The organism is Oerskovia enterophila (assembly GCF_001692445.1).
Lineage (GTDB): Bacteria > Actinomycetota > Actinomycetes > Actinomycetales > Cellulomonadaceae > Oerskovia > Oerskovia enterophila.
Genome location: NZ_MAQA01000056.1, coordinates 1 through 21,373 on the forward strand (window position 1 = coordinate 1; position 21,373 = coordinate 21,373).

Annotated in this window: 19 protein-coding genes; 7 read left to right on the top strand and 12 right to left on the bottom strand. The window is 72.6% G+C overall.

Annotated elements, in window-relative coordinates:
* Positions 1–819 (bottom strand): PspC domain-containing protein (locus tag OERS_RS21845; protein ID WP_139107910.1); only part of this gene is annotated, 819 nt, incomplete at its 3' end.
* 156 nt (positions 820–975) lie between these two features.
* Here OERS_RS21845 and OERS_RS17260 point away from each other — a divergent pair.
* From OERS_RS17260 to fdxA, 3 genes are all read left to right on the top strand, one after another.
* Positions 976–2,490, top strand: coding sequence for an ATP-binding protein (locus OERS_RS17260; protein WP_083201581.1), 1,515 nt, complete (start codon positions 976–978; stop codon positions 2,488–2,490).
* Positions 2,491–2,495: 5 nt separating this feature from the next.
* Complete coding sequence (locus tag OERS_RS17265; protein ID WP_068627348.1) at positions 2,496–3,179, top strand: LuxR C-terminal-related transcriptional regulator; 684 nt, start codon at positions 2,496–2,498, stop codon at positions 3,177–3,179.
* 146 nt (positions 3,180–3,325) lie between these two features.
* Positions 3,326–3,643: a ferredoxin gene (gene fdxA / locus OERS_RS17270; protein ID WP_056764260.1), complete on the top strand. Its 318-nt coding sequence runs from the start codon at positions 3,326–3,328 to the stop codon at positions 3,641–3,643.
* A gap of 115 nt (positions 3,644–3,758) precedes the next feature.
* Here the strand turns inward: fdxA and cobA are convergent, their stop codons facing one another.
* From cobA to erm, 9 genes are all read right to left on the bottom strand, one after another.
* Positions 3,759–5,120, bottom strand: coding sequence for a uroporphyrinogen-III C-methyltransferase (cobA, locus tag OERS_RS17275; RefSeq protein WP_068627328.1), 1,362 nt, complete (start codon positions 5,118–5,120; stop codon positions 3,759–3,761).
* A gap of 7 nt (positions 5,121–5,127) precedes the next feature.
* On the bottom strand, positions 5,128–6,177 hold the full coding sequence (locus OERS_RS17280; RefSeq protein ID WP_082848644.1) for an ABC transporter permease: 1,050 nt from the start codon (positions 6,175–6,177) through the stop codon (positions 5,128–5,130).
* On the bottom strand, positions 6,167–6,982 hold the full coding sequence (locus OERS_RS17285) for an ABC transporter ATP-binding protein (RefSeq protein ID WP_082608608.1): 816 nt from the start codon (positions 6,980–6,982) through the stop codon (positions 6,167–6,169). The genes OERS_RS17280 and OERS_RS17285 overlap by 11 nt, the downstream gene beginning before the upstream one ends.
* Before the next feature lie 4 nt (positions 6,983–6,986).
* The gene (locus OERS_RS17290) at positions 6,987–8,117 is read right to left on the bottom strand and encodes an ABC transporter substrate-binding protein (protein WP_068627330.1); all 1,131 of its coding nucleotides are present in this window, start codon (positions 8,115–8,117) and stop codon (positions 6,987–6,989) included.
* A gap of 129 nt (positions 8,118–8,246) precedes the next feature.
* On the bottom strand, positions 8,247–9,605 hold the full coding sequence (locus OERS_RS17295) for a sulfate adenylyltransferase subunit 1 (RefSeq protein ID WP_068627351.1): 1,359 nt from the start codon (positions 9,603–9,605) through the stop codon (positions 8,247–8,249).
* 41 nt (positions 9,606–9,646) lie between these two features.
* Positions 9,647–10,687, bottom strand: coding sequence for a sulfate adenylyltransferase subunit CysD (cysD, locus tag OERS_RS17300; protein WP_083201582.1), 1,041 nt, complete (start codon positions 10,685–10,687; stop codon positions 9,647–9,649).
* Entirely contained in the window at positions 10,684–11,604 is a 921-nt protein-coding gene (locus OERS_RS17305; RefSeq protein WP_068627332.1) for a phosphoadenylyl-sulfate reductase, read from the bottom strand. The genes cysD and OERS_RS17305 overlap by 4 nt, the downstream gene beginning before the upstream one ends.
* Entirely contained in the window at positions 11,601–13,424 is a 1,824-nt protein-coding gene (locus OERS_RS17310; RefSeq protein WP_139107911.1) for a nitrite/sulfite reductase, read from the bottom strand. The genes OERS_RS17305 and OERS_RS17310 overlap by 4 nt, the downstream gene beginning before the upstream one ends.
* A 397-nt stretch (positions 13,425–13,821) precedes the next feature.
* Positions 13,822–14,643 (bottom strand): 23S ribosomal RNA methyltransferase Erm, encoded by an 822-nt coding sequence (gene erm / locus OERS_RS17315; RefSeq protein ID WP_068627355.1) that lies wholly within the window; start codon positions 14,641–14,643, stop codon positions 13,822–13,824.
* 268 nt (positions 14,644–14,911) lie between these two features.
* Between erm and OERS_RS17320 the strand changes: the two genes are divergently transcribed.
* Both OERS_RS17320 and OERS_RS17325 read left to right on the top strand, forming a co-directional pair.
* Entirely contained in the window at positions 14,912–15,262 is a 351-nt protein-coding gene (locus OERS_RS17320; RefSeq protein ID WP_056647571.1) for a hypothetical protein, read from the top strand.
* Positions 15,263–15,351: 89 nt separating this feature from the next.
* The gene (locus tag OERS_RS17325; protein ID WP_056647576.1) at positions 15,352–15,834 is read left to right on the top strand and encodes a DUF456 domain-containing protein; all 483 of its coding nucleotides are present in this window, start codon (positions 15,352–15,354) and stop codon (positions 15,832–15,834) included.
* Positions 15,835–15,958: 124 nt separating this feature from the next.
* On the opposite strand, the gene OERS_RS17330 is transcribed toward OERS_RS17325, so the two are convergent.
* The gene (locus OERS_RS17330) at positions 15,959–16,561 is read right to left on the bottom strand and encodes a GNAT family N-acetyltransferase (protein ID WP_068627333.1); all 603 of its coding nucleotides are present in this window, start codon (positions 16,559–16,561) and stop codon (positions 15,959–15,961) included.
* Between the two features lie 162 nt (positions 16,562–16,723).
* Complete coding sequence (locus tag OERS_RS17335) at positions 16,724–17,107, bottom strand: VOC family protein (RefSeq protein WP_056647582.1); 384 nt, start codon at positions 17,105–17,107, stop codon at positions 16,724–16,726.
* 171 nt (positions 17,108–17,278) lie between these two features.
* Between OERS_RS17335 and pcrA the strand changes: the two genes are divergently transcribed.
* Positions 17,279–19,933 (top strand): DNA helicase PcrA, encoded by a 2,655-nt coding sequence (gene pcrA, locus OERS_RS17340; RefSeq protein WP_068627335.1) that lies wholly within the window; start codon positions 17,279–17,281, stop codon positions 19,931–19,933.
* A gap of 267 nt (positions 19,934–20,200) precedes the next feature.
* The gene (gene sucC / locus OERS_RS17345; RefSeq protein WP_068627337.1) at positions 20,201–21,373 is read left to right on the top strand and encodes an ADP-forming succinate--CoA ligase subunit beta; all 1,173 of its coding nucleotides are present in this window, start codon (positions 20,201–20,203) and stop codon (positions 21,371–21,373) included.

Below are 21,373 nucleotides of genomic sequence, written 5' to 3' on the forward strand. Positions count from 1 at the left end.
GTCCTGTACGGCGTCGCCTGGGCCCTTCTCCCCGAGTCCCGGGACGGCCGCATCCACCTGCAGCAGACGATCCGCGGCGACTTCGACGTCGCGATGCTCGGGGCGGCCGTGCTGCCATGCGTTCCCCTGGTGGCCCTGCTGGGACGGCGCGACGCCCGGTCCGAACGGCTGCGCGGGGTACGGCTGTCCGGGCTGGGCGACCGGCGGGGCCTGCTGCTGCGTGTGCTGGGCCGCGGTGTAGGCGGCGCGCTTGTCGTTGCGACGGTTGACGACCAGCACGATCACGACGACGACCGCGGCGGTCCAGAACAGTCCGTTGAGCCACTCGAGCCCTGCGAAGTGCCACCAGGACGACCAGCCGGTGCTCCAGCTCAGGCCGACGATGGTCGTCGCGGCCGCCCCGAGCATCGCGACGTCGAAGTCGCCGCGGATCGTCTGCTGCAGGTGGATGCGGCCGTCCCGGGACTCGGGGAGAAGGGCCCAGGCGACGCCGTACAGGACGAGGCCGGCTCCCGAGAGGAAGACCGAGACGACGAGGAGACCACGCACGATGAGGGGGTCGATCCCGAACCGGTCGGCGATCCCGCCGGCGACGCCACCGATCCAGCGGTCGTCCGAGCGGGAGATGCCGAGACGTCGGACGGCGTCGAAGAAGCTGTCCATCCCGGTGGACTGGGTCGGCGGGTTCGCGGGCGGACCGTCGGGACCCACGGGCGCCGGACCGTTCGTCGGGTAGGGCGTCCCGGCGGTCTGCTGGGCCGCCCCGGTCGGTGCGGAGCTCCCGGCCGGGGGTTCTGGGGAGGTGTCCTCGGTGTTCATGGCTCCAGCCTGCCGCGCACCTCCGCCGGACGGTATCGGGTGTTCCCCTGAGCCGACCCTGAATCCCGCGCCGCGGGACCCTGATCTTCCGGTCAGGGAAGGGACCAAGGGGGCGTTTCGCCCGGTGGGGTCGCCGGGACGTGTGACCATCAGAGGGTGACACAGACCGCGCAACCAGCCAGGCGACTCCCGCTCCGGCGCCCCGAGCAGGGACGCTGGGTCGGTGGCGTGTGCCGAGGGCTGTCGCTGCACCTCGACCTGCCCGTGGGCGCGATGCGCCTCGTGATGGTCCTGCTCGCCCTCGCGGGCGGCGCGGGGATCGCCCTCTACGTCTTCCTCTGGGTCACGGTGCCCGTGGGCGACCCGGCGCAGGCCGCGGACGAGGAGCGCCCCGCCTCGCTCCGACGGATCGCGCCCCGTCTGCAGGGGCGCGTGCGCAAGCTCCCGGTGCGCGACGTCGCGATCGGCGTGGTCCTGCTGAGCGGGGCCGCAGTCCTGGTCGCGGCCCGTGCCGGGGTCGACGTCGAGGTCTCCTGGGTCCTGCCCGTGCTCATCGCGCTCGCGGGGACGGCCCTCGCGTGGTCGCAGCTCGACGCCGCGCAGCGGGGACGCTGGCTCTCGCGCGCCGGGGGCAGGACGCCCGCCGGGGTGCTGCGGCTCGCGGGTGGCCTGGTCCTCGTCCTGGTCGGGGTCCTGCTCCTGGTCGGTCAGGACTCGACGGCCTCGGACATGGTCCGGGCGACCGTGGCGTCGCTCGCGGTGCTCGCGGGCGCTGCGATCGTGCTCGCCCCGTGGTGGCTGCGGCTCGTGCGCGAGCTCGGCGACGAGCGCGCGGCCCGGGCACGCGAGGCCGAGCGGGCGGACATCGCGGCCCACCTGCACGACTCGGTCCTGCAGACGCTCGCGCTCATCCGGGCCAGCGCGGCCGACGCGGACACCGTCGCGCGCCTCGCGCGGGCCCAGGAGCGCGAGCTGCGCGAGTGGTTGTACAACGACCGACCGGCTCCTGGTACGTCGCTCGCGGCCGAGCTCCGGACGCTCGTGGGCGAGGTCGAGGACCGCCAGAGCTGGCGGCTCGCGGCCGGCGCCGCGAGCACCGCGGGCATGAGCGCTGCGGGGACGGTCGGCGACGGCGGGTCGGCCGGGACGGCCGCGGTCGTGGTCGACGTCGTCGTCGTGGGGGACTGCGTGCCGACCGACGAGACCACGGCGCTCCTCCAGGCAACGCGCGAGGCGCTCGTCAACGCCGTCGCGCACGGGCGTCCGCCCGTCTCGGTCTACCTCGAGGTGTCCGCAGACATGGTCGAGGTGTTCGTGCGCGACCGCGGCGACGGGTTCGAGATGAAGGACATCGCCCAGGACCGGTTCGGCGTGCGCGAGTCGATCGTCGGACGCGTGACGCGGCGCGGAGGGCAGGCCGAGGTCGTGTCGCGGCCGGGGTGGGGGACCGAGGTGCGGCTCAAGGTGCCCCGGGCCGCCGAGGCCGAGGGCGAGTCGCCGGCCACGACGGTCGCCGCGGGTGCTCCCGGACCTAGGATGCCGGGGGAGCCCGATGCGGGCACGACGCCCGTCGGGCCCGCCCGGAACGGGGCGCGGCCTGCGCCGGCGCCCTCCACGGGACCCGCGCCGCAGCCCGAGCCCATCGCCCGCACGACCCAGGAGCGCACGTGACCACCATCCCGAACCCCGAGCCGACCACGCTCCCGGGTGCGCCCGTCCCGGTCGTGCTCGTCGACGACCACCACATGTTCCGCGCGGGGGTCCGCGCGAGCCTCGACGGGCGCGTGGACATCGTGGGCGAGGCCGACAGCGTCGACGGCGCCGTCGAGGCCATCCGCGCCCTGAGGCCACCGGTCGTCCTGCTCGACGTGCACCTCCCGGGCGGCAACGGGGGAGGCGGGGCCGAGGTCATCACCCGCTGCTCCGACCTCCTGGGCTCCACGCGGTTCCTCGCCCTGTCCGTGTCCGACGCGGCCGAGGACGTCGTGGCCGTCATCCGGGCGGGGGCACGCGGCTACGTGACCAAGGCGATCTCGGGTCCGGACCTGGCGGGCGCGGTCGTCCAGGTCGCGAGCGGCGACGCGGTCTTCTCGCCGCGGCTCGCGGGGTTCGTGCTCGACGCGTTCGGCACCGGGCAGGCCGACGTCGCGGTGGCCGACGACGAGCTCGACCGGCTCTCGGCCCGCGAGCAGGAGGTCATGCGGCTCATCGCGCGCGGCTACGCCTACCGCGAGGTCGCCTCGGAGCTCTTCATCTCGGTCAAGACGGTCGAGACCCACGTGTCGTCGGTGCTGCGCAAGCTCCAGCTCTCCTCGCGCCACGAGCTCACGCGGTGGGCCGCGGCCCGGCGCCTCCTCTGAGCCCGTCGGTCCGCTCCGGGGACACCCGACGAACCGCGAGATCTGGCCGTATTAGCAGGTGAGAAGCGGTTCGCCGCAGCCGGGTGGGGCGATAGCCTGGAGGGAGCCGGGTGAAGCCCTCCGGCCCGACGAAAAGGACCTCCGCCGTGACGTACGTGATTGCTCAGCCTTGTGTGGACGTGAAGGACAAGGCGTGCATCGAGGAGTGTCCGGTGGACTGCATCTACGAGGGCAAGCGGTCGTTGTACATCCATCCTGACGAGTGCGTGGACTGTGGTGCGTGCGAGCCGGTGTGCCCGGTGGAGGCGATCTACTACGAGGACGACGTGCCCTCGGAGTGGAGTGACTACTACCGGGCGAACGTGGAGTTCTTCGACGACCTGGGGTCGCCGGGTGGTGCGGCGAAGATGGGCATGATCGAGAAGGACGACCCGATGATCGCCGCACTGGCCCCGCAGGCCTGAGCGCGGCCGTCGCAGAACCTCGAGGGGCCCGTCATCCTCTGGATGACGGGCCCCTCGAGGTTCTCGACGATGCTCAGCCCTGCTGCTCGACCGGGCCCCCGGCAGACCGCGGACCTCAGCCCAGCCCGGCCGCCCGCCATGCCGGGCTGACGCGGACCACGTCCCCGATCACGGTCACGGCCGGCGCACGGACCCCGGCGGCCGCGGCGACGTCGGCGATGGTCTCGAGCGTGCCGACGGTCGAGCGCTGGCGCGGGCCGTAGCCGTCCTCGACCACGGCGACCGGCGTCCGCGGTGACCGCCCGGAGGCCACGAGGGCCGCGGCCGAGTCGCGCAGCCGCGAGACACCCATGAGGAGGATCACGGTGTGGTCGGCGGCCGCCGGGACCTTGCCGATGTCCTCGTGCCCGGTCAGCACCGTGAACCCGCGCGACCAGCCGCGGTGCGTGACCGGGATCCCGACCGCAGCGGGCACCGAGACCGCGCTCGTGACGCCCGGCACGACCTCGACGGGGATGCCGTGCTCCTCGCACGCGATGAGCTCCTCGCCCCCGCGCCCGAACACGTACGGGTCGCCGCCCTTGAGTCGTACAACGCGGCGCCCGGCGAGCGCGTGCCCGATCAGCAGCGCGTTGATCTCGTCCTGCGGGACCGGGTGGAACCCCGGGGTCTTGCCGACGTCGACGATCACGACGTCGTCCCCGAGCTCGTCGAGCAGGGCGCGCGGGCCCAGCCGGTCGGTGACCACGACGTCGGCCTGCGCGAGCAGCCGCCGCCCGCGCGCCGTGATGAGCCCGGTGTCGCCGGGGCCTCCGCCGACCAGGGCGACCGTCCCGACGCCGCCCGCGCTCGGGCGGACCTGACGCAGGGGGAGCTCGCCCGTCGCGAGCAGGGCGTCGATCGCGTCACGGATGCGCTGCGCCCGTCGCGGGTCGCGCCCCGCGTTGACGGCCACGGTGATCTCGGTGCTGTCGGTGCTGTCGGTGCTGTCGGTGCTCGGCGCGTCTGCCGCGGCCGACGCACCGGCTGCCGGGCCGCCCACCGTGACCCGTGCGACCGCGGGCACCCAGGCGGTCCCGGCCTCGGCGTCGCCCGCGTTCACGCAGAAGATGCGCAGCGCCTCGGCCTCGGCCGCGACCTGCGCGTCGATTTCGGGCGAACCGGTCGCGGTGTGCACGAGCCACGCGCCCTCGAGGTCGCCCGGGCGGAACGCACGCGCGTCCCACCCGACCACGGGCCCGGGCGCGCCGGACCCGTCGAGGGGACGCGCGCCGTCGGGCAGGCGAGCCGCGCTGCCGGGCCCGGGGAGGGCGACCAGCGCCGCCAGGTCCTCGCAGACCTCGGGAGCCACGACGCGCACGTGCGCGCCCGCACCCACGAGGGACCGCGCGCGCCTCGCGGCCACGGGCCCCCCGCCCACGACGACGACCGGACGGCCCGCGATCCGCAGGCCGAGAGGGTAGAGCTCAGAGTTCATGCGCCCATCATCGCCCGAGAGCGGCCGAAGCCAGCTCACGCCGGCGCAGCAGCCACCCCGAGCCCTTGCTCGCGGACGTCTCGGGAGCCAGGCCGCGGCGACGCAGCATGGTCTTCTCGACCGGAGCGAAGAAGAGGAGCTCGATGACCATGCCGACCACGAGGATCAGCAGGATCGCGGTGAAGACGAGCGCCATGTCGGACAGCTCGCGCCCCTGCTGGAGGAAGGCCCCCAGCCCGAACCCGATCCCGCCGCCGACCGCGATGATCTCCGCGGCCATGAGCGAGCGCCACGAGAACGCCCAGCCCTGCTTGAGGCCCGCGAGGTAGCCGGGGAACGCCGCGGGCAGGATCACGTCCTTGATCATCTGGAAGCGGCCCGCGCCCAGGACCTGGCCCACGCGCCGGTACAGCGGCGGCACCTGGTCCACGCCCGACACGATCCCGTTGATGATCGAAGGCACCGCGCCCATGAGGATCACGAAGTAGACCGTGGCGTCCGACAGCCCGAACCAGATGATGCCCGCGGGCACCCAGGCGACCGACGGCAGCACCTGCAGGCCCGTGATGATGGGCCCGAACGACACGCGCACCCAGCGCACGCGCGCCACGACGATGCCCAGCGGGGTACCGATCGCGACGGCCGCGAGGAAGCCCAGGACGCCGCGCGAGAGGCTCGTCCCGAGGGCCTGCCACAGCGTGCCGCTCGCGGCGGCCCGGGTCACGGCCTCCCAGACCTGGGTGGGGCCGGGCAGGTTGTAGATGGGCTGGACCTCGAGCCACACGAGGACCTGCCAGACCGCGAGCAGGATCGCGATCGCGAGCACGGGCGGGTACACGGCCTGGAAGACCGTGGACCACCGGCTCGCGGTGGGCGCGACGCTCGTCTGGAGGGCGTCGAGCCCCGCCTCGATGTCGCCCACGTCCTTGGCGTGCCCGACGGCGGCGCTCGCCTCGCGGGGCGTGCTCACCTCGTCCTGGGGCCGGGTGGTGGGACTCTCGGCCGGGCCGGCGCCGGAGCGGGCCTCGTCGCGCGGGGTCAGGGTCTCAGACGGCATGGCGGCGGATCTCCTCACGGAGGTCGTTGGTGATCTCGGTCGCGAGGCGCGACGCGGCGGCGGCCTCGATGCTGCGTTGCTCGTTCGCGCCGTACACGTCGACGTCCCACTCGCGCACGATGCGTCCGGGGCGTGACGACATGAGCAGCACGCGCTGCCCGAGCCGTACGGCCTCGCGGACGTTGTGCGTGATGAAGACGATGGTGCGCCCGGTCTGCTCCCAGACGCGCTCGAGCTCGTCGTGGAGCAGGTCGCGCGTGATCGCGTCGAGCGCGGCGAAGGGCTCGTCCATGAGCAGGACGTCCCGTTCCTGGGCGAGCGAGCGGGCGAGCGCGACGCGCTGGCGCATGCCGCCCGAGAGCTCGTGGACGCGCTTGTCGCCCGAGCCGTCGAGCCGGACGAGCGAGAGCAGCTCGGCGGCCCGCTCTCGGCGCTCCGCGCGCGGGACGCCGCGGAACTTCAGCGCGAGCTCGATGTTGCGGCTCGCGGTGAGCCAGGGGAACAGCGCGGACTCCTGGAACATCAGGGCCGCGCCGCCCCCGGCGACCTCCACGTCCCCCGTGGTCGGGCGCTCCAGACCCGCGACGATGTTGAGCAGCGTCGACTTGCCGCAGCCCGAGGCTCCGAGCAGGCAGACGAACTCGCCCTGCGCGATGTCCAGGTCGATCCCCTCGAGCACCGGGGCGCCCGCCGAGGAGAACCGCTTGGACACGCCGCGCAGGCGGACGCCGGTCGTGGGACCGGCGCCCTCGTCGAGAGGGGTGCCGGCCGGGGAGCCCGTGCGGGCGGGGGACGTGGTGGTCATGGTGCTACTCCTTGCCGAGACCGGCGGCAGAGACGGTCGGCTGACCGGCCTCCGTCAGCACCTTGTTGAGGAGGCTCAGGTCGTAGATGCCGTTCAGGTCCGCCTCGGTGGTGGTCCCGGCGGTCACGCCGTCCTCGAGCAAGGTGTTGAGCGTGCCCGCGAGCGGGTCCGTCGTGAAGGTGATGTTGGTGAAGGCGCGGTCCAGGACGGCGTCCGACAGGGGCTTGCCGGCGATCTTCTCGATCTCGCCGTTGACGAGCGTCTTGGCCTCGTCGGGGTTGGCGTCGAGCCAGTCGATCGCCGCGACCTCGCCGCGCAGGAGCGCCTCGACCGTCTCGGGGTGCTCCTCGAGGAAGTCGGTGCGGACGATCAGGTGCGTGGTGAGGAACTGGCCGTCGTCCCACAGGTCCTTCTCGTCGACCAGGACGTGCGCACCGGCGTCGAGCACGAGGCGCGAGGCCCAGGGCTCGGGCAGCCAGCCGCCGTCGAGCTCGCCGTTCTGGAACAGCGTGAGGGTCTGGGCGTTCTCGGTCGGGGTGACCGCGACGTCCCCGCCGCCCTGGATGTCGTTCTCCAGGCCGTTCTCGGTGAGCCAGGCGCGCAGCGCGACGTCCTGGGTCCCGCCGAGCTGGGGCGAGGCGATCTTGGTGCCCTTGAGGTCGGCGGCCGTGTCGATCCCGTCGCGCACGACGAGCTGCGCGCCGCCCGACGTGGAGCCCGCGATGATGCGCACGGCCTCGCCGTTCGACTTCACGAAGTTGTTGATCGCGGGGTTGGGGCCGATGAACGTGGCGTCGATGGCCCCCGCGTTGAGGGCCTCGATCGCGGCGGGGCCGGCGTTGAAGACCTGGGTCGTGAGCGTGGTGTCGCCCAGGGCCTCCTCGAACTGGCCCCCCGCGACCCCGACGAGCGCGGGGGCGTGGGTGACGTTCGCGAAGTAGCCGAGGCGCAGCTCGTCGGCCGGGCCGGAGGACGCGGCGGGGCTGTCGGCGGCGTCGGACGTGCCTGTCGAGCAGGCGGCGAGCAGGAGCAGCGGCGCGACGGCGAGCGCCGCGACCGCGGAGCGGGTGCGGGCGAAGCGGTGTCGTGACGTGCCGGCTCGGGTGAGGCGGGTCGGGCGGGACGACGTGTTCATGGGGTTTCCTTCGGGATGGTCGGTGGTTGCCTGGCGGTGGACGTGTCGTGTCCCGGCAGCGCCGATCCATGCAGTACGCGATCCGAGGGCCCGGGGGTCCGGGCCCCGACCTGCGGTGGTCGGGGGACCTCAGATCGCGTACTGCACGGGACGCTGCGAAGGACATCGCACGGCCGCCAGAGCGTCTCCGACCATTCCTGCTGCGAGGGTGCCGCCGTCCTGACCGTCGATCAGGAGGAAGGCACCGGTGCGACGCGAGGTGATGTACTCCTCGGCCGCGACGGGGGAGGCCAGGCGCAGCGTGACGCGCCCGATGTCGTTGAGGTCGAGCGCCTCGGCGGGCTCGAGCTCGGCCGTGTCGAGGTTCAGGCGCCCGACGACGTCGCGCACCACGGCCTGCACGGTGCGGGTCGTGTGCTTGAGCAGGACGCGGGTGCCGGGGCGCAGCGTCTTGTCGCTGAGCCACGCGACGGTGCCCTCGACGTCCTGCGTGACCTGCGGGGCGTCGGCCGCGGCCGCGATGAGGTCACCGCGGGCGATGTCGATCTCGTCCGCGAGGCGGATCGTGACCGACTGGGGGGCGAAGGCCTCGGCGAGCGTGCCGTCGGCCGTGTCGATGCCCTCGACCGTGCTCCTCTTCCCGCTGGGCAGGACCACGATCTCGTCGCCCACGCGGACGACGCCCGAGGCGATCTGACCGGCGTACCCGCGGTAGTCGCGGAACCGCTCCTCGAGCGCCGCGCCCTGGGGGCGCAGGACGACCTGGACGGGGAAGCGGAACGCCTCGGTGTCCGGGGTCTCGGCCGGGGGGAGCTCTTCGAGCAGGTCGAGCAGGCTCGGTCCGTCGTACCAGGGGGTCTTGCCCTCGGGGCCGCCCGAGCGGTCGACGACGTTGACGCCCTCGAGCGCCGAGACGGGCAGCGTGAGGATGTGGGCGACGCCGAGCGAGGCCGCGGCCTCGCGGATCTGGTCGGCGAGCTCCTCGTAGCGCTCCTGGCTGTAGTCGACGAGGTCGATCTTGTTGACGGCCACGATCACGTGCGGGACGCGCAGGAGGCTCGCGACCGCGAGGTGGCGGCGCGTCTGCTCGAGCAGGCCCTTGCGGGCGTCGATGAGCAGCACGACGACGTCGGCCGTCGAGGCGCCCGTGACGGTGTTGCGCGTGTACTGCACGTGCCCGGGGCAGTCGGCCAGGATGAACGACCGCTTGGCGGTCGCGAAGTAGCGGTAGGCGACGTCGATCGTGATGCCCTGCTCGCGCTCGGCGCGCAGGCCGTCGGTGAGCAGCGCGAGGTCGGCCGTCGCGAGGCCGCGGTCGCGCGAGACGCGTTCGACGGCGTCGAGCTGGTCGGCGAGCACGGACTTGGAGTCGAACAGCAGGCGGCCGACGAGCGTCGACTTCCCGTCGTCGACGGATCCGGCGGTCGCGAGGCGCAGCAGCGTGCTCGTGGGGAGCACGGGCGACTCGTCCGTGGTCTCGGTGGGCACGGCGCCCTCGGCGGGCAGCGGGTGCGTGGTGGCGGCGCTCACTAGAAGTACCCCTCCTTCTTGCGGTCTTCCATGGCGGCTTCGGAGATCCGGTCGTCGGCGCGCGTCGCGCCGCGCTCGGTGATGCGGGTCGCAGCGACCTCGGTGATGACGTCGTCGACCGTGTAGGAGTCGGACTCGACCGCGCCCGTGCACGACATGTCGCCCACGGTCCGGTAGCGCACGGTCTCGGTACGCACGTTCGCGGCCTCGGCGTCGTTGCGGGGCTGGGAGTACGGCCCGACGGCGAGCAGCATGCCGTCGCGCTCGAAGACCTCTCGCTCGTGCGCGTAGTACAGGCTGGGCAGGTCGATCTTCTCGGCGGCGATGTAGCGCCAGATGTCGAGCTCGGTCCAGTTGCTCAGGGGGAACGCGCGGACGTGCTCGCCCGGGCGGTGGCGGCCGTTGTACAGGTTCCACAGCTCGGGACGCTGGTTGCGCGGGTCCCACTGCCCGAACTCGTCGCGCAGCGAGATGACGCGCTCCTTGGCGCGCGCCTTCTCCTCGTCGCGGCGGCCGCCACCGAACACGGCGTCGAACTTGTGCCCCGTGATGGCGTCGAGCAGGGGCTGGGTCTGGAGCGGGTTGCGTGTGCCGTCGGCACGTTCGAGCAGGCGGCCGTCGTCGAGGTAGTCCTGGACGCTCGCGACCTCGAGACGGGCACCGAGGCGGGCGACCGTCGCGTCGCGGTAGGCGAGCACCTCGGGGAAGTTGTGGCCCGTGTCGACGTGCAGCAGCGGGAACGGCACGGGGGCGGGCCAGAACGCCTTGGTCGCCAGGTGCAGCATGACGACCGAGTCCTTGCCGCCGCTGAAGAGCAGCACGGGGCGCTCGAACTCCGCGACGACCTCGCGGATGATGTGGATGGCCTCGGACTCGAGGGACTCGAGCTGGGTCAGGCGGTACGTCTGGGCGGTATCCGCTGGGGAAGCCACTGGGGCGGTCACGGCGTCGCTCTTCTCGTCGGTGTGCGTGGGGGGTGCGGTCGCGGTGGTCGGTGCGGTCGGCAGGGACGCCGCCGTGGTCGTGGTGGGCGCGCTCATACGTGGAGCCCGCACTCGGTCTTGTCGAGCCCCGACCAGCGGCCCGCGCGGGGGTCCTCGCCAGGGGCGACCCGCCGCGTGCAGGGCGCGCAGCCGATCGAGGGGTACCCGTCGTTGAGAAGCGGGTTGAGGACCACCTGGTGGTCGGCCGCGTAGCCGAGCAGGTCGTCGAACGACCACGCGGCGAGCGGGTTGATCTTGACCAGCCCGTTCTTCTCGTCCCAGGTCACGAGCGGGGTGCTCGTGCGGGTCGGTGCCTCGTCGCGGCGCACGCCCGTGACCCAGACCTCGTACCCGCCGAGCGTGCGTGTGAGCGGCTCGACCTTGCGCATCGCGCAGCACGCGGCGGGGTCGCGCGACCAGAGGTCCTTGCCGTGCGCCTCGTCCTGCTGGGCCACGGTGAGCTGCGGCAGGACGTCGACGATCGTGACCTCCATCTGCTGCTCGACGGCGTCGCGCGTCCCCGTGGTCTCGGGGAAGTGGTAGCCGGTCTCGAGGAACAGGACGTCGACCCAGGGTGCCTGCTGCGCGACGACGTGCGGCAGGACCGCGTCGGCCATGGAGCACGCGACGGCGATCGAGTCGCCGAACTCGCGCACGGCCCACGCGACGACCTGCTCGGCGGTCGCCTCGGGGTGGTCGCTGTCGACGACGCCGGGCGTGCCGCGCCCGTGGAGCTCGGCCTGGCCGCGCTCGACGATCGCGCGCAGCTCGTCGGCAGACCGCTTGGGGCGGGCGTCCTGTGCCCGGCGGGCCGCGTGCGCGGCCTTGGACGCCGCGCGCGCCTCGGTGCGTGCCTTGGCGGCGGCACGCAGCGCGGCGAGCGGGTCGTTGCCCGTCGTGGCGACCGGGACGCCCGACGGCGTCGCGCCCGTCGCGTCGAGGGCGCCGCTCGGGGTCGTGGTCGTCCCGCTCATCGCAGCGACTCCTCGTCCGCACGGTGCGCCCACTGGGCGAAGGTCTCGGTGCCGTCCTTCTCCTTCTCGAACTGGCGCACGACGCGCTCGACGTACTCGGGCAGGTCGTCGTTGGTGACCTTGAGGCCACGAACCGTGCGGCCCATGCCCGCCTCGGCGCGGTCGTCGGAGGCGAGCCCGCCACCGAGGTGGACCTGGAAGCCGGGGACCTGGTTGCCCTCGTCGTCCAGCACGAGCTGGCCCTTGAGGCCGATGTCCGCGGTCTGGATGCGGGCGCACGAGTTGGGGCAGCCGTTGATGTGCAGCGAGAGCGGCTTCATCGCGGAGAGGTCGCCCAGGCGCTTCTCGAGGTCGTCGATCGCGCGGCTCGCCGAGGCCTTGGTCTCGACGATCGCGAGCTTGCAGTACTCGATGCCAGTGCACGCGATGGTGCTGCGGCGGAAGGGGCTCGGGTTCGCGTCGAGGCCCTGCTCCTTGAGCCCCGAGACGACGCGCTCGAGGTGCTCGTCGGGGACGTCGAGCACGAGCAGCTTCTGGTGGGGAGTGAACCGCACGCGCTGCGATCCGGCCGACTCGGCGAGGTCCGCGACGGCCGCGAGGATGCTGCCCGAGACCCGACCCACGTACGGGGCCGCGCCGACGTAGTTGAGGCCGTCCTTCTGCTTGTGCACGCCCACGTGGTCGCCCGGCTGGGTGGGCTGCGGGGCGGGCGGGCCGTCCGGGAGCGCGTAGCCCAGGTACTCGGTCTCGAGGACCTCGCGGAACTTCGCGGGCCCCCAGTCGGCGAGCAGGAACTTCAGGCGCGCCTTGTTGCGCAGCCGGCGGTACCCGTAGTCGCGGAAGATCTGGACCACTCCGTGCCACACGTCGGCGACCTGCTCCTCGGTCACGAACGCGCCGAGGCGCTCGCCCAGGCGGGGGTTCGCGGACAGGCCTCCGCCGACCCACAGGTCGAACCCGACGCCCAGCTCGGGGTGCTCGAGCGCGACGAACCCGACGTCGTTGATCTCGTGGACCACGTCCTGGGACGGGTGGCCCGTGACGGCGGTCTTGAACTTGCGGGGAAGGTTCGCGAGCTCGGGGACGCCGATGTACTTGTCGGTGATCTCCTTGATGACGCGGGCGGGGTCGATCAGCTCGTCGGCCGCGATCCCGGCCACGGGGCTGCCGAGCACGACGCGCGGCACGTCGCCGCAGGCCTCGGTGGTCTGCAGTCCCACGGACTCGAGCCGGCGCCAGATCTCCGGGACGTTCTCGACCTCGACCCAGTGGAGCTGGATGTTCTGGCGGTCGGTGATGTCGGCGCTGTCGCGGCCGAAGTCGCGCGAGATGTCCGCGATGACCCGGAGCTGCTCGGTGCTGACCGCGCCGCCGTCGATGCGCACGCGGAGCATGAAGTACTTGTCCTCGAGCTCGTGCGGCTCGAGCTGGGCCGTGCGCCCGCCGTCGATCCCGGGCTTGCGCTGCGTGTAGAGGCCCCACCAGCGGAAGCGGCCGTGCAGGTCGTCCCCCGAGATCGAGTCGAAGCCTTCGCGCGAGTAGACCTCCTCGATGCGTTGCCGCACCGAGAGCCCGCCGTCCTCCTGCTTCCACTTCTCGTTGCCGTTGAGCGGCTCCTTGCCGTCGACGGCCCACTGGCCGTTGGGCCTGGCGACGCGCGCAGGGCGGGCCGGGCGCGCGGGGGGAGCGGCGCCGTCGGGCGTCTGCGCGGTGGTTCCAGCGGCCGTGCCGGCGGGGGCGTCCGCCGGGGTGGCCGGGCTGCTGCCGGCCGACCGGTCGGCGACGGGTGTCGCCTCGGTGGTGGTGTGCGGCGGCGTCATCGTGCTCCTCATGGGGGGACATGGGCACACGGGGCCAGAGGTCTCAGCACGACGAGGGGAGTGGCTGAGGGCCGACCACGCGCGCCCTCGGCTCAGAAAGATGGCGAGCGGTCGGCGAGGACGGCTCGGGCTGAGTCAGGCGCGGGTTAACAACAACAGCAGAAGCTGTTGCGGGCGCACGCCGTCGACTCGTGACGTGCCGTCACGAGGAGGAGGTGCGCTGCCGTGGTCATGGCGGGAACGCTACAGAGGCCGCGACCGTATGGGTAGCCCCTGTCCGCATGGTGGATGGGTGTCTCAGACTTCGGCCCCCGGGGCCGAGCAGGGCCGGGGTGCCGACGGCCCTGCTCGGTGCGCGCGTCAGGTGGTCGGCGGCGGCCCGGCGAGGCCGGACCGCCTATCGCGCACGGACGCCGCCGCGGATGCCGCCGTGGTCGCCGCGCGCGGCGTCCGGACGCCGGACGGCACGCCAGAGCGTGACCCATTGATCGGCGGTGAGGTCTCGGGGGAGGGCGGTCGCGACCCGGTGCGAGGCGAGCCAGGCGCGCACCGCGTCGTCCAGCAGGCCGCGTCGCCGCAGGACGTCGCACAGGCCCCTCCCTCGGCCCGTGAAGACCTCTGCCACGAACCGCTGGTAGGCGGCGCGCTCGCTCGCGGGCAGGGACCTGCGGCGGGAGATGCTCAGCAGGCCCCCGTCGGTCGACGGTGCCGGGCGGAACGCTCGTGCCGGGACGCGGGCGCACAGGTCGAACGAGTACCAGGGCCACCACTGCGCGGTCAGCATGGTCGCACCGCCGACGCCTGCGCGTCGTCGGGCCACCTCCCACTGCACGAGCAGCACGGCCCGGGACCAGGCGGGCTCGTCGAGGAGCCTGCGCAGGATCGCGGTCGTCAGGTGGAACGGGACGTTGCCGACCACCACGTGGGGCTCGGCAGGATGGGGGGACCGGAGGTAGTCGGCGTGCCGGACCTCGACCGTCCGTGGCAGCCGACGACGCAGGCGTCGCACCTGGCGCTCGTCGATCTCGACCGCTACGACCGGGCGGCCGAGGCGCGCGAGCGGGACGGTGATCGCTCCGTCCCCCGCGCCGATCTCGAGGATCGGGCCCGAGGTCCGGGCGACGAGGTCGACCATCTGCCGCGGGACGCGGGGGTCGGTGAGGAAGTTCTGGCCGTTCTCGTGCCGGCCGTCGGACGGGAGGTGCTCAAGATGGCGCAACGTGGGGCTCCGCAGGGCGTGGAGGGCGCCGGGCAGCACGAGGTGACCGCTCCGGCAGGGACCGGGGCGGCGGAGCCGAGAGGAGAGGGTCCGCCGCTAGGAGCGGCGAAGGCGGGCGTAGAACGCGCAGGACGCGCCGAAGGCTGACATAGGGCGACCGTACGGCGGTCCCGCGCTGAGCTGCCAGGGTTTTTTGGGGGCGCGTCATGGCGTGCGGCGACACGCGGAGATTTTTCCGACAGTCGCGTCAGCAAACTAGGATGGAGCCATGGAAATCGTCTACAACGTGTTCGCGGTCCTGCACTTCGTCGGCTGGGCCATCGTCCTCGGCGGCTACTTCGTGTCGCTCAAGTCCGCGGCGCTCAACAAGGGCGTCTTCCACGGTGCTGCGACGGCTGCCGTCGCAGGCATCCTCATGGTCGGCGTGGCCGAGATGAGCGGCATGTGGGACGACGGCGGGCCGAGCATGGTCAAGATCGGCATCAAGCTGGTCATCGCCGTGATCATCGCCGTCCTCGCGTTCGTCGGCGTGCGCCAGGGTGACAAGATCTCGCCTGCGCTCAAGCACTCGATCGGTGGCCTCACGCTCGTCAACATCATCGTGGCCGTCTTCGTCTGACGGGTTGCGGCGCGCACGGCGCGCCGGCACAGGACCAGGCCTCCGGCGGATCGACCGCCGGGGGCCTTCCTCGTGCGAAGGTTGGCCCCGTGAGCATCGCTGGAGAGATCGTCGTCGGGCTGGTGATCCTGGTCGGGCTGGCCGGGATCGTCGTGCAGGTGCTGCCGGGGAACACCCTCGTGGGCGGGGCGATCCTCGTCTGGGCGATCATGACGGGCGGCACCACGGCCTGGGTGTGCTTCGCGGTCGCTGCCACGTTCATCGTGGCGGCCGAGGGCGGGCAGCTCCTGCTCGCGGGACGGCACATGCGCCGGGCGGACGTGCCCTGGTCGACGCTCGCCTGGGGCGGGCTCCTGGGCGTCGTCGGCTTCTTCGTGATCCCCGTGGTCGGGCTGTTCATCGGGTTCGTGCTCGCGGTGTTCGTCGCCGAGCTGCTGCGCCGTCGCGACCGCCGGGCGGCCTGGCGGGCCACGGTCGCTGCGCTCCAGGCGACCGGCATCACGATCGTGGTCCAGCTCCTCGGCGGACTGCTCGCGACGGCGGCGTGGGGTGTGGGGCTCGCGCTGACGTGAGCCGCGGGGGCCTCGCGGTGCCGAGCACGAGGTTGCGGTCGCAATGAGCGGCAGGACGACCGCAACGTCGTTCTCGGCAGCTCCTCGGCAACTCCTCGGCAGGTTCGCGTCGGCCCCCAGAGGCTCAGGCCTCGAGCCGCGCCCGCAGCCGGTACTCCAGGCCCACACGCACGGTCGGCCACTCGGCGGCCGTGACGGAGTAGACGGCCGTGTCCCGCAGCGTGCCGTCGTACCCGATCTGGTGGCTGCGCAGCACGCCGTCGAGCTTGCCACCCAGGCGCTCGATCGCGGAGCGGGACTCCCGGTTGTGGAAGTGCGTGCGGAACTCGACCGCGATCGCGTCGAGGTCGTCGAACGCGTGCGCGAGCAGCAGGAGCTTGGCGGCGGGGTTCGCGCCCGTGCCCTGGGCGCCCGCCCGCTGCCACGTCGCGCCGATCTCGACCCGGCGGTTGAGCGGGTCGATCCCGAGGAACGTCGTGATGCCCAGCACCTGGTCGTCGGCGTTGCGGACCACGACCCAGGGGTTCGCCGTCCCCGCCTCGCGGGCCGCGACCTTGTCCTGGATGTACACCGCCATCTCCTCGGGGGTCGGGACCGAGGTGTACCAGCGGTTCCACAGCTCGCCGTCGCGCACGGCCTCGACCAGCGCGTCGTGGTGGTCCGGGCGCAGCGGGACGAGGCGCACGAGGGGGCCGGTCAGGGTCACTGGTTCGGTGAAGGCGTTCACGCCTCGGACACTATCGGGCGCGGGGCCCGGCTGGTCCGGAGGACCTGATCGTGGTCGGCGGGTGGTCGCGTGCCGAGAAGTGGCCACGGTCGCCCTCAGCGCTGCAACCGCCCCGATCTTGCGCCCGGGCCGTCTCGCCGGGCCGGGTGACCGCCCGCCCTCTCAGCCCGCCGAGATCTCCGTTACGTAGAGCACGTTGCCGTCGAGGTCGCGCATCGAGAACATCGGCGGCACGCCGTCCCAGCGCAGCAGCTCCTCGACGCGCACGCCGCGGGCGCCGAGCGTCGCGTGGTCGGCCGCGGCGTCCGAGGTCGCGAGGCGGATACCCGTGTCGACGCCAGCGGTCTGGTCCGGGCCGGCCGCGACGAGCGCGACCGAGACCGCAGCGCCGGGCGGGGCGACCTCGATCCAGCGGAAGCCCTCCTGCAGGTCGCCGTCCATGCGGACCTCGAAGCCCAGGGTGTCGCGGTAGAACGCGAGCGCGGCGTCCTGGTCGTCGACCGGGACCGCGACCGTGTGCAGTCCTGTGAAGTGGGTCGTCGTCATGATTCCTCCCTCGCTGCGGTGCGCCTTCGGGCGAGGGCGTCGTCGGTAGGACCGCGTGGCCGCCGCGAAGTCATCGGTCGTGGGCCCGCAGGACGCGCGAGTCCTGGTGCCGGTGGCGGCACGGACCTCGATGCCGGAAGTGTCGGCGCCCGCGCCTACCCTTGGAGGGCTATGACATCGCTCTTCGAGAACCTGCCGCTGCCCGGATTCGACCTCGCGTCCCTCGGGGACTCGTCGCGCCTGCCGTCCACCGCGCCGCGGTGGGACGAGGCGCCCGACGGCGGAGGTTCCGCCCGCGCGGGCACGCGCCCCGCGCGCGGCTCGTCGGGGTCGGGCGGCGCTGGTGCGCACGACGAGGACGGGCACCGCTCGGGCGGGTTCTCGCACATCGATCCCGAGTCGCTCCTCGACGGGCTCAACCCGGAGCAGCGCGAGGCCGTCGTGCACTCGGGCAGCCCTCTGCTCATCGTCGCGGGGGCCGGCTCGGGCAAGACGCGCGTGCTCACGCACCGCATCGCCTACCTGCTCGCGACGGGGCGTGCCCGGCCGGGCGAGATCCTCGCGATCACCTTCACCAACAAGGCCGCGGCGGAGATGCGCGAGCGCGTCGAGTCGCTCATCGGCCCGGCGGCAAAGTACATGTGGGTCTCGACGTTCCACTCGGCGTGCGTGCGGATCCTGCGCAAGGAGGCCTCGGCGCTCGGGCTCAAGTCGAGCTTCTCGATCTACGACGCGGCGGACTCCCAGCGACTCATCACGCTGGTCAGCCGCGAGCTCAACCTGGACGTGAAGAAGTACCCCGCGCGGACGCTGTCCAACAAGATCTCGGACCTCAAGAACGAGCTGATCGATCCCGAGCGCTACGCGCGGGAGAGCGGCGCGTCGGCTGCCGACGGCGCTCCCGGTGATCACGCCCCCGCCAACGCGTTCGACCAGGTCCTGTCCGACGTCTACACGCGTTACCAGGCCCGCCTCGCGCAGGCCCACGCGCTCGACTTCGACGACATCATCATGACCACGGTCAACCTCCTCCAGGCGTTCCCCGCGGTCGCGGAGCACTACCGCCGCCGGTTCCGGCACGTGCTGGTCGACGAGTACCAGGACACCAACCACGCGCAGTACGTGCTGGTGCGCGAGCTCGCAGGGGCCTCGGCCCCCGCGCCGGAGGACGGCGAGGGCACGTGGGCACCGGGCACCGTCCCGCCCGGGGAGCTCACGGTCGTCGGTGACGCCGACCAGTCGATCTACGCGTTCCGCGGTGCGACCATCCGCAACATCCTCGAGTTCGAGGCCGACTACCCGAACGCGCGCACCATCCTGCTCGAGCAGAACTACCGCTCGACCCAGAACATCCTCTCGGCCGCGAACGCCGTGATCTCGCGCAACATCGACCGCAAGCCCAAGCGCCTGTGGACCGACGCGGGGGCGGGCGTCAAGATCATCGGCTACGTCGCGGACAACGAGCACGAGGAAGCGCGGTTCATCGCCGAGGAGATCGACCGCCTCGGCGACTCGGACGGCGTGCGCCCGGGCGACGTCGCGATCTTCTACCGGACCAACGCCCAGTCCCGTGCGCTCGAGGAGGTGCTCATCCGCGTCGGCCTGCCGTACAAGGTCGTCGGTGGCACGCGCTTCTACGAGCGGCGTGAGATCAAGGACGCGATCGCCTACCTGCGCGCCATCGCGAACCCCGACGACGACGTGAACCTGCGACGCATCCTCAACGTGCCCAAGCGCGGGCTCGGCGACCGCGCAGAGGCGCTCGTCGCGGCGTTCGCCGAGCGCGAGCGCATCTCGTTCGCCGCGTCGCTCGACCGCGCCGAGGAGATCCCGGGCATGACGACCCGGACCCTCAACCCGCTGCGCACCTTCCGCGAGCTGTTCCACGGGCTCCTCGACCTGTACGCGACGGGCGCGACGCCCGCGGAGATCCTCGGTGCGGTCCTCGACCGCTCGGGCTACCTCGCCGAGCTCCGTGCGAGCGAGGACCCGCAGGACGGGTCGCGCGTCGAGAACCTCGCCGAGCTGCACGCGGTGGCCAGCGAGTTCACCGAGCTCGAGCCCGAGGGCGACCTCACGGACTTCCTGGAGCGGGTCTCGCTCGTCGCGGACTCGGACCAGATCCCGTCGAGCGACGACGAGGGGCACGAGGGCAAGCCCGTCGTGGACCCCGGCGTCGTGACCCTCATGACGCTCCACACGGCCAAGGGCCTCGAGTTCCCCGTCGTGTTCCTCAGCGGCATGGAGGACGGCACGTTCCCGCACATGCGCTCGCTGCACGACGACAGCGAGCTCGCCGAGGAGCGCCGGCTCGCGTACGTGGGCATCACGCGCGCCCGGGAGCGGCTCTACATCTCGCGCTCCGCGGTGCGTTCGGCGTGGGGCATGGCCAACGAGTTCCCGCCCAGCCGCTTCCTGGACGAGATCCCCGAGGACCTGTGGGACTGGCGCCGCAGGGAGTCGTCCATGGCGACCCTGCGCGGGCCCGGCGGGTACACGGGCGGGTGGGGCTCGTCGTCGGACGGTTCGCGCGGCGGCTCGGGCACCGGCTACGGCTCCGGGGGCTCGGGCTCGCGCAACGGCGCGGTGCGCACCCGCTCGGTCACGCCCAACCCGGACGGCCCCAAGTTCGGCTCGGCGACGCCGCGCAAGGAGGGGGACATCCCCTCGCTCGCGATCGGCGACAAGGTCACGCACGACGCCTACGGGCTCGGCACGGTCGTCGCGGTCGAGGGCGCGGGCACCAACGCGGTCGCCAAGATCGACTTCGGCGCGGACGGCACCAAGCGGCTCCTGCTGCGGTTCTCGCCCGTCACCAAGCTGTAGGGCGCCCGCCCGCCTCACTGCCCGACGGCGCAGCCCACCTCCCGGGGCGAGCGACGCCGTCGGGCATCACCTCCCTGCGCCCGGCACTGGGCGCGCCGCGCGCTGCCCCGGGACGCCCGAGGTGTGGCCAAGGAGACAGCGCCACGGTCGCGGTTCGGACTGCCTCGTCTAGGTCCCCGCGTGTCGCCGGGCTACCCTGTGATGGGATGTCTCGATGTCGAGACATCGGTAGGCCGGTCAGGCAGTCAGATGGAAGGACGACACAGGGTGGACCTGTTCGAATACCAGGCGCGCGACATCTTCGAGAAGCACGGGGTTCCCGTGCTGGGCGGCGTGGTTGCCACGACCCCCGAAGAGGCTCGCGAGGGCGCTGAGAAGCTCGGTGGCGGGACCGTGGTCGTCAAGGCCCAGGTCAAGGTCGGCGGTCGCGGCAAGGCGGGCGGCGTCAAGCTCGCCCATTCGCCCGAGGAGACGGCCGAGAAGGCGTCCGAGATCCTCGGCATGGACATCAAGGGCCACACGGTCCACCGCGTCATGATCGCGGAGGGCGCGAAGATCGCCGAGGAGTTCTACTTCTCGGTGCTCCTCGACCGGGCCAACCGCTCGTACCTCGCCATGGCGAGCGTCGAGGGTGGCATGGAGATCGAGGTCCTCGCGGTCGAGCGCCCCGAGGCACTCGCCAAGGTCGCGGTGGACCCGACAGTCGGCATCGACCAGGCCAAGGCAGACGAGATCGTCGCCGCCGCCGGGTTCGCCGACGACATCAAGGCGCAGGTCGCCGACGTCATCCAGAAGCTGTGGACCGTCTACAAGGAGGAGGACGCGACCCTGGTCGAGGTCAACCCCCTGGTCCGCACCGAGGACGGCTCGATCGTCGCTCTCGACGGCAAGGTGACCCTCGACGAGAACGCGGGCTTCCGGCACGCGGACCACGCCGAGCTCGAGGACAAGGACGCGGCCGACCCTCTCGAGGCCAAGGCCAAGGAGAACGACCTCAACTACGTCAAGCTCGACGGCCAGGTCGGCATCATCGGCAACGGTGCGGGGCTCGTCATGAGCACGCTCGACGTCGTCGCCTACGCGGGTGAGCAGCACGGCGGGGTCAAGCCCGCCAACTTCCTCGACATCGGTGGCGGCGCGTCCGCGGCCGTCATGGCCGCGGGCCTGGACGTCATCCTCAACGACGAGCAGGTCAAGAGCGTGTTCGTGAACGTCTTCGGCGGCATCACGGCGTGCGACGAGGTCGCAAACGGCATCGTCCAGGCGCTCGCGATCCTCGGCGACGAGGCGAACAAGCCGCTCGTCGTCCGTCTCGACGGCAACAACGTCGAAGAGGGGCGCGCGATCCTCGCCGAGGCGAACCACCCGCTCGTCACCCTGGCCGAGACGATGGACGGCGGCGCCAGCAAGGCTGCCGAGCTGGCCAACGCCGCTTCCTGA

Bases quoted from the DNA above. Each gene is read 5' to 3' on its own strand.
- cobA (WP_068627328.1), bottom strand. From the start codon at position 5,120: ATGAACTCTGAGCTCTACCCTCTCGGCCTGCGGATCGCGGGCCGTCCG.
- OERS_RS17305 (WP_068627332.1), bottom strand. From the start codon at position 11,604: ATGAGCGGGACGACCACGACCCCGAGCGGCGCCCTCGACGCGACGGGC.
- OERS_RS17280 (WP_082848644.1), bottom strand. From the start codon at position 6,177: ATGCCGTCTGAGACCCTGACCCCGCGCGACGAGGCCCGCTCCGGCGCC.
- OERS_RS17290 (WP_068627330.1), bottom strand. From the start codon at position 8,117: ATGAACACGTCGTCCCGCCCGACCCGCCTCACCCGAGCCGGCACGTCA.
- OERS_RS17310 (WP_139107911.1), bottom strand. From the start codon at position 13,424: ATGACGCCGCCGCACACCACCACCGAGGCGACACCCGTCGCCGACCGG.
- cysD (WP_083201582.1), bottom strand. From the start codon at position 10,687: ATGAGCGCGCCCACCACGACCACGGCGGCGTCCCTGCCGACCGCACCG.
- OERS_RS17335 (WP_056647582.1), bottom strand. From the start codon at position 17,107: ATGACGACGACCCACTTCACAGGACTGCACACGGTCGCGGTCCCGGTC.
- OERS_RS17285 (WP_082608608.1), bottom strand. From the start codon at position 6,982: ATGACCACCACGTCCCCCGCCCGCACGGGCTCCCCGGCCGGCACCCCT.
- OERS_RS17320 (WP_056647571.1), top strand. From the start codon at position 14,912: ATGGAAATCGTCTACAACGTGTTCGCGGTCCTGCACTTCGTCGGCTGG.
- pcrA (WP_068627335.1), top strand. From the start codon at position 17,279: ATGACATCGCTCTTCGAGAACCTGCCGCTGCCCGGATTCGACCTCGCG.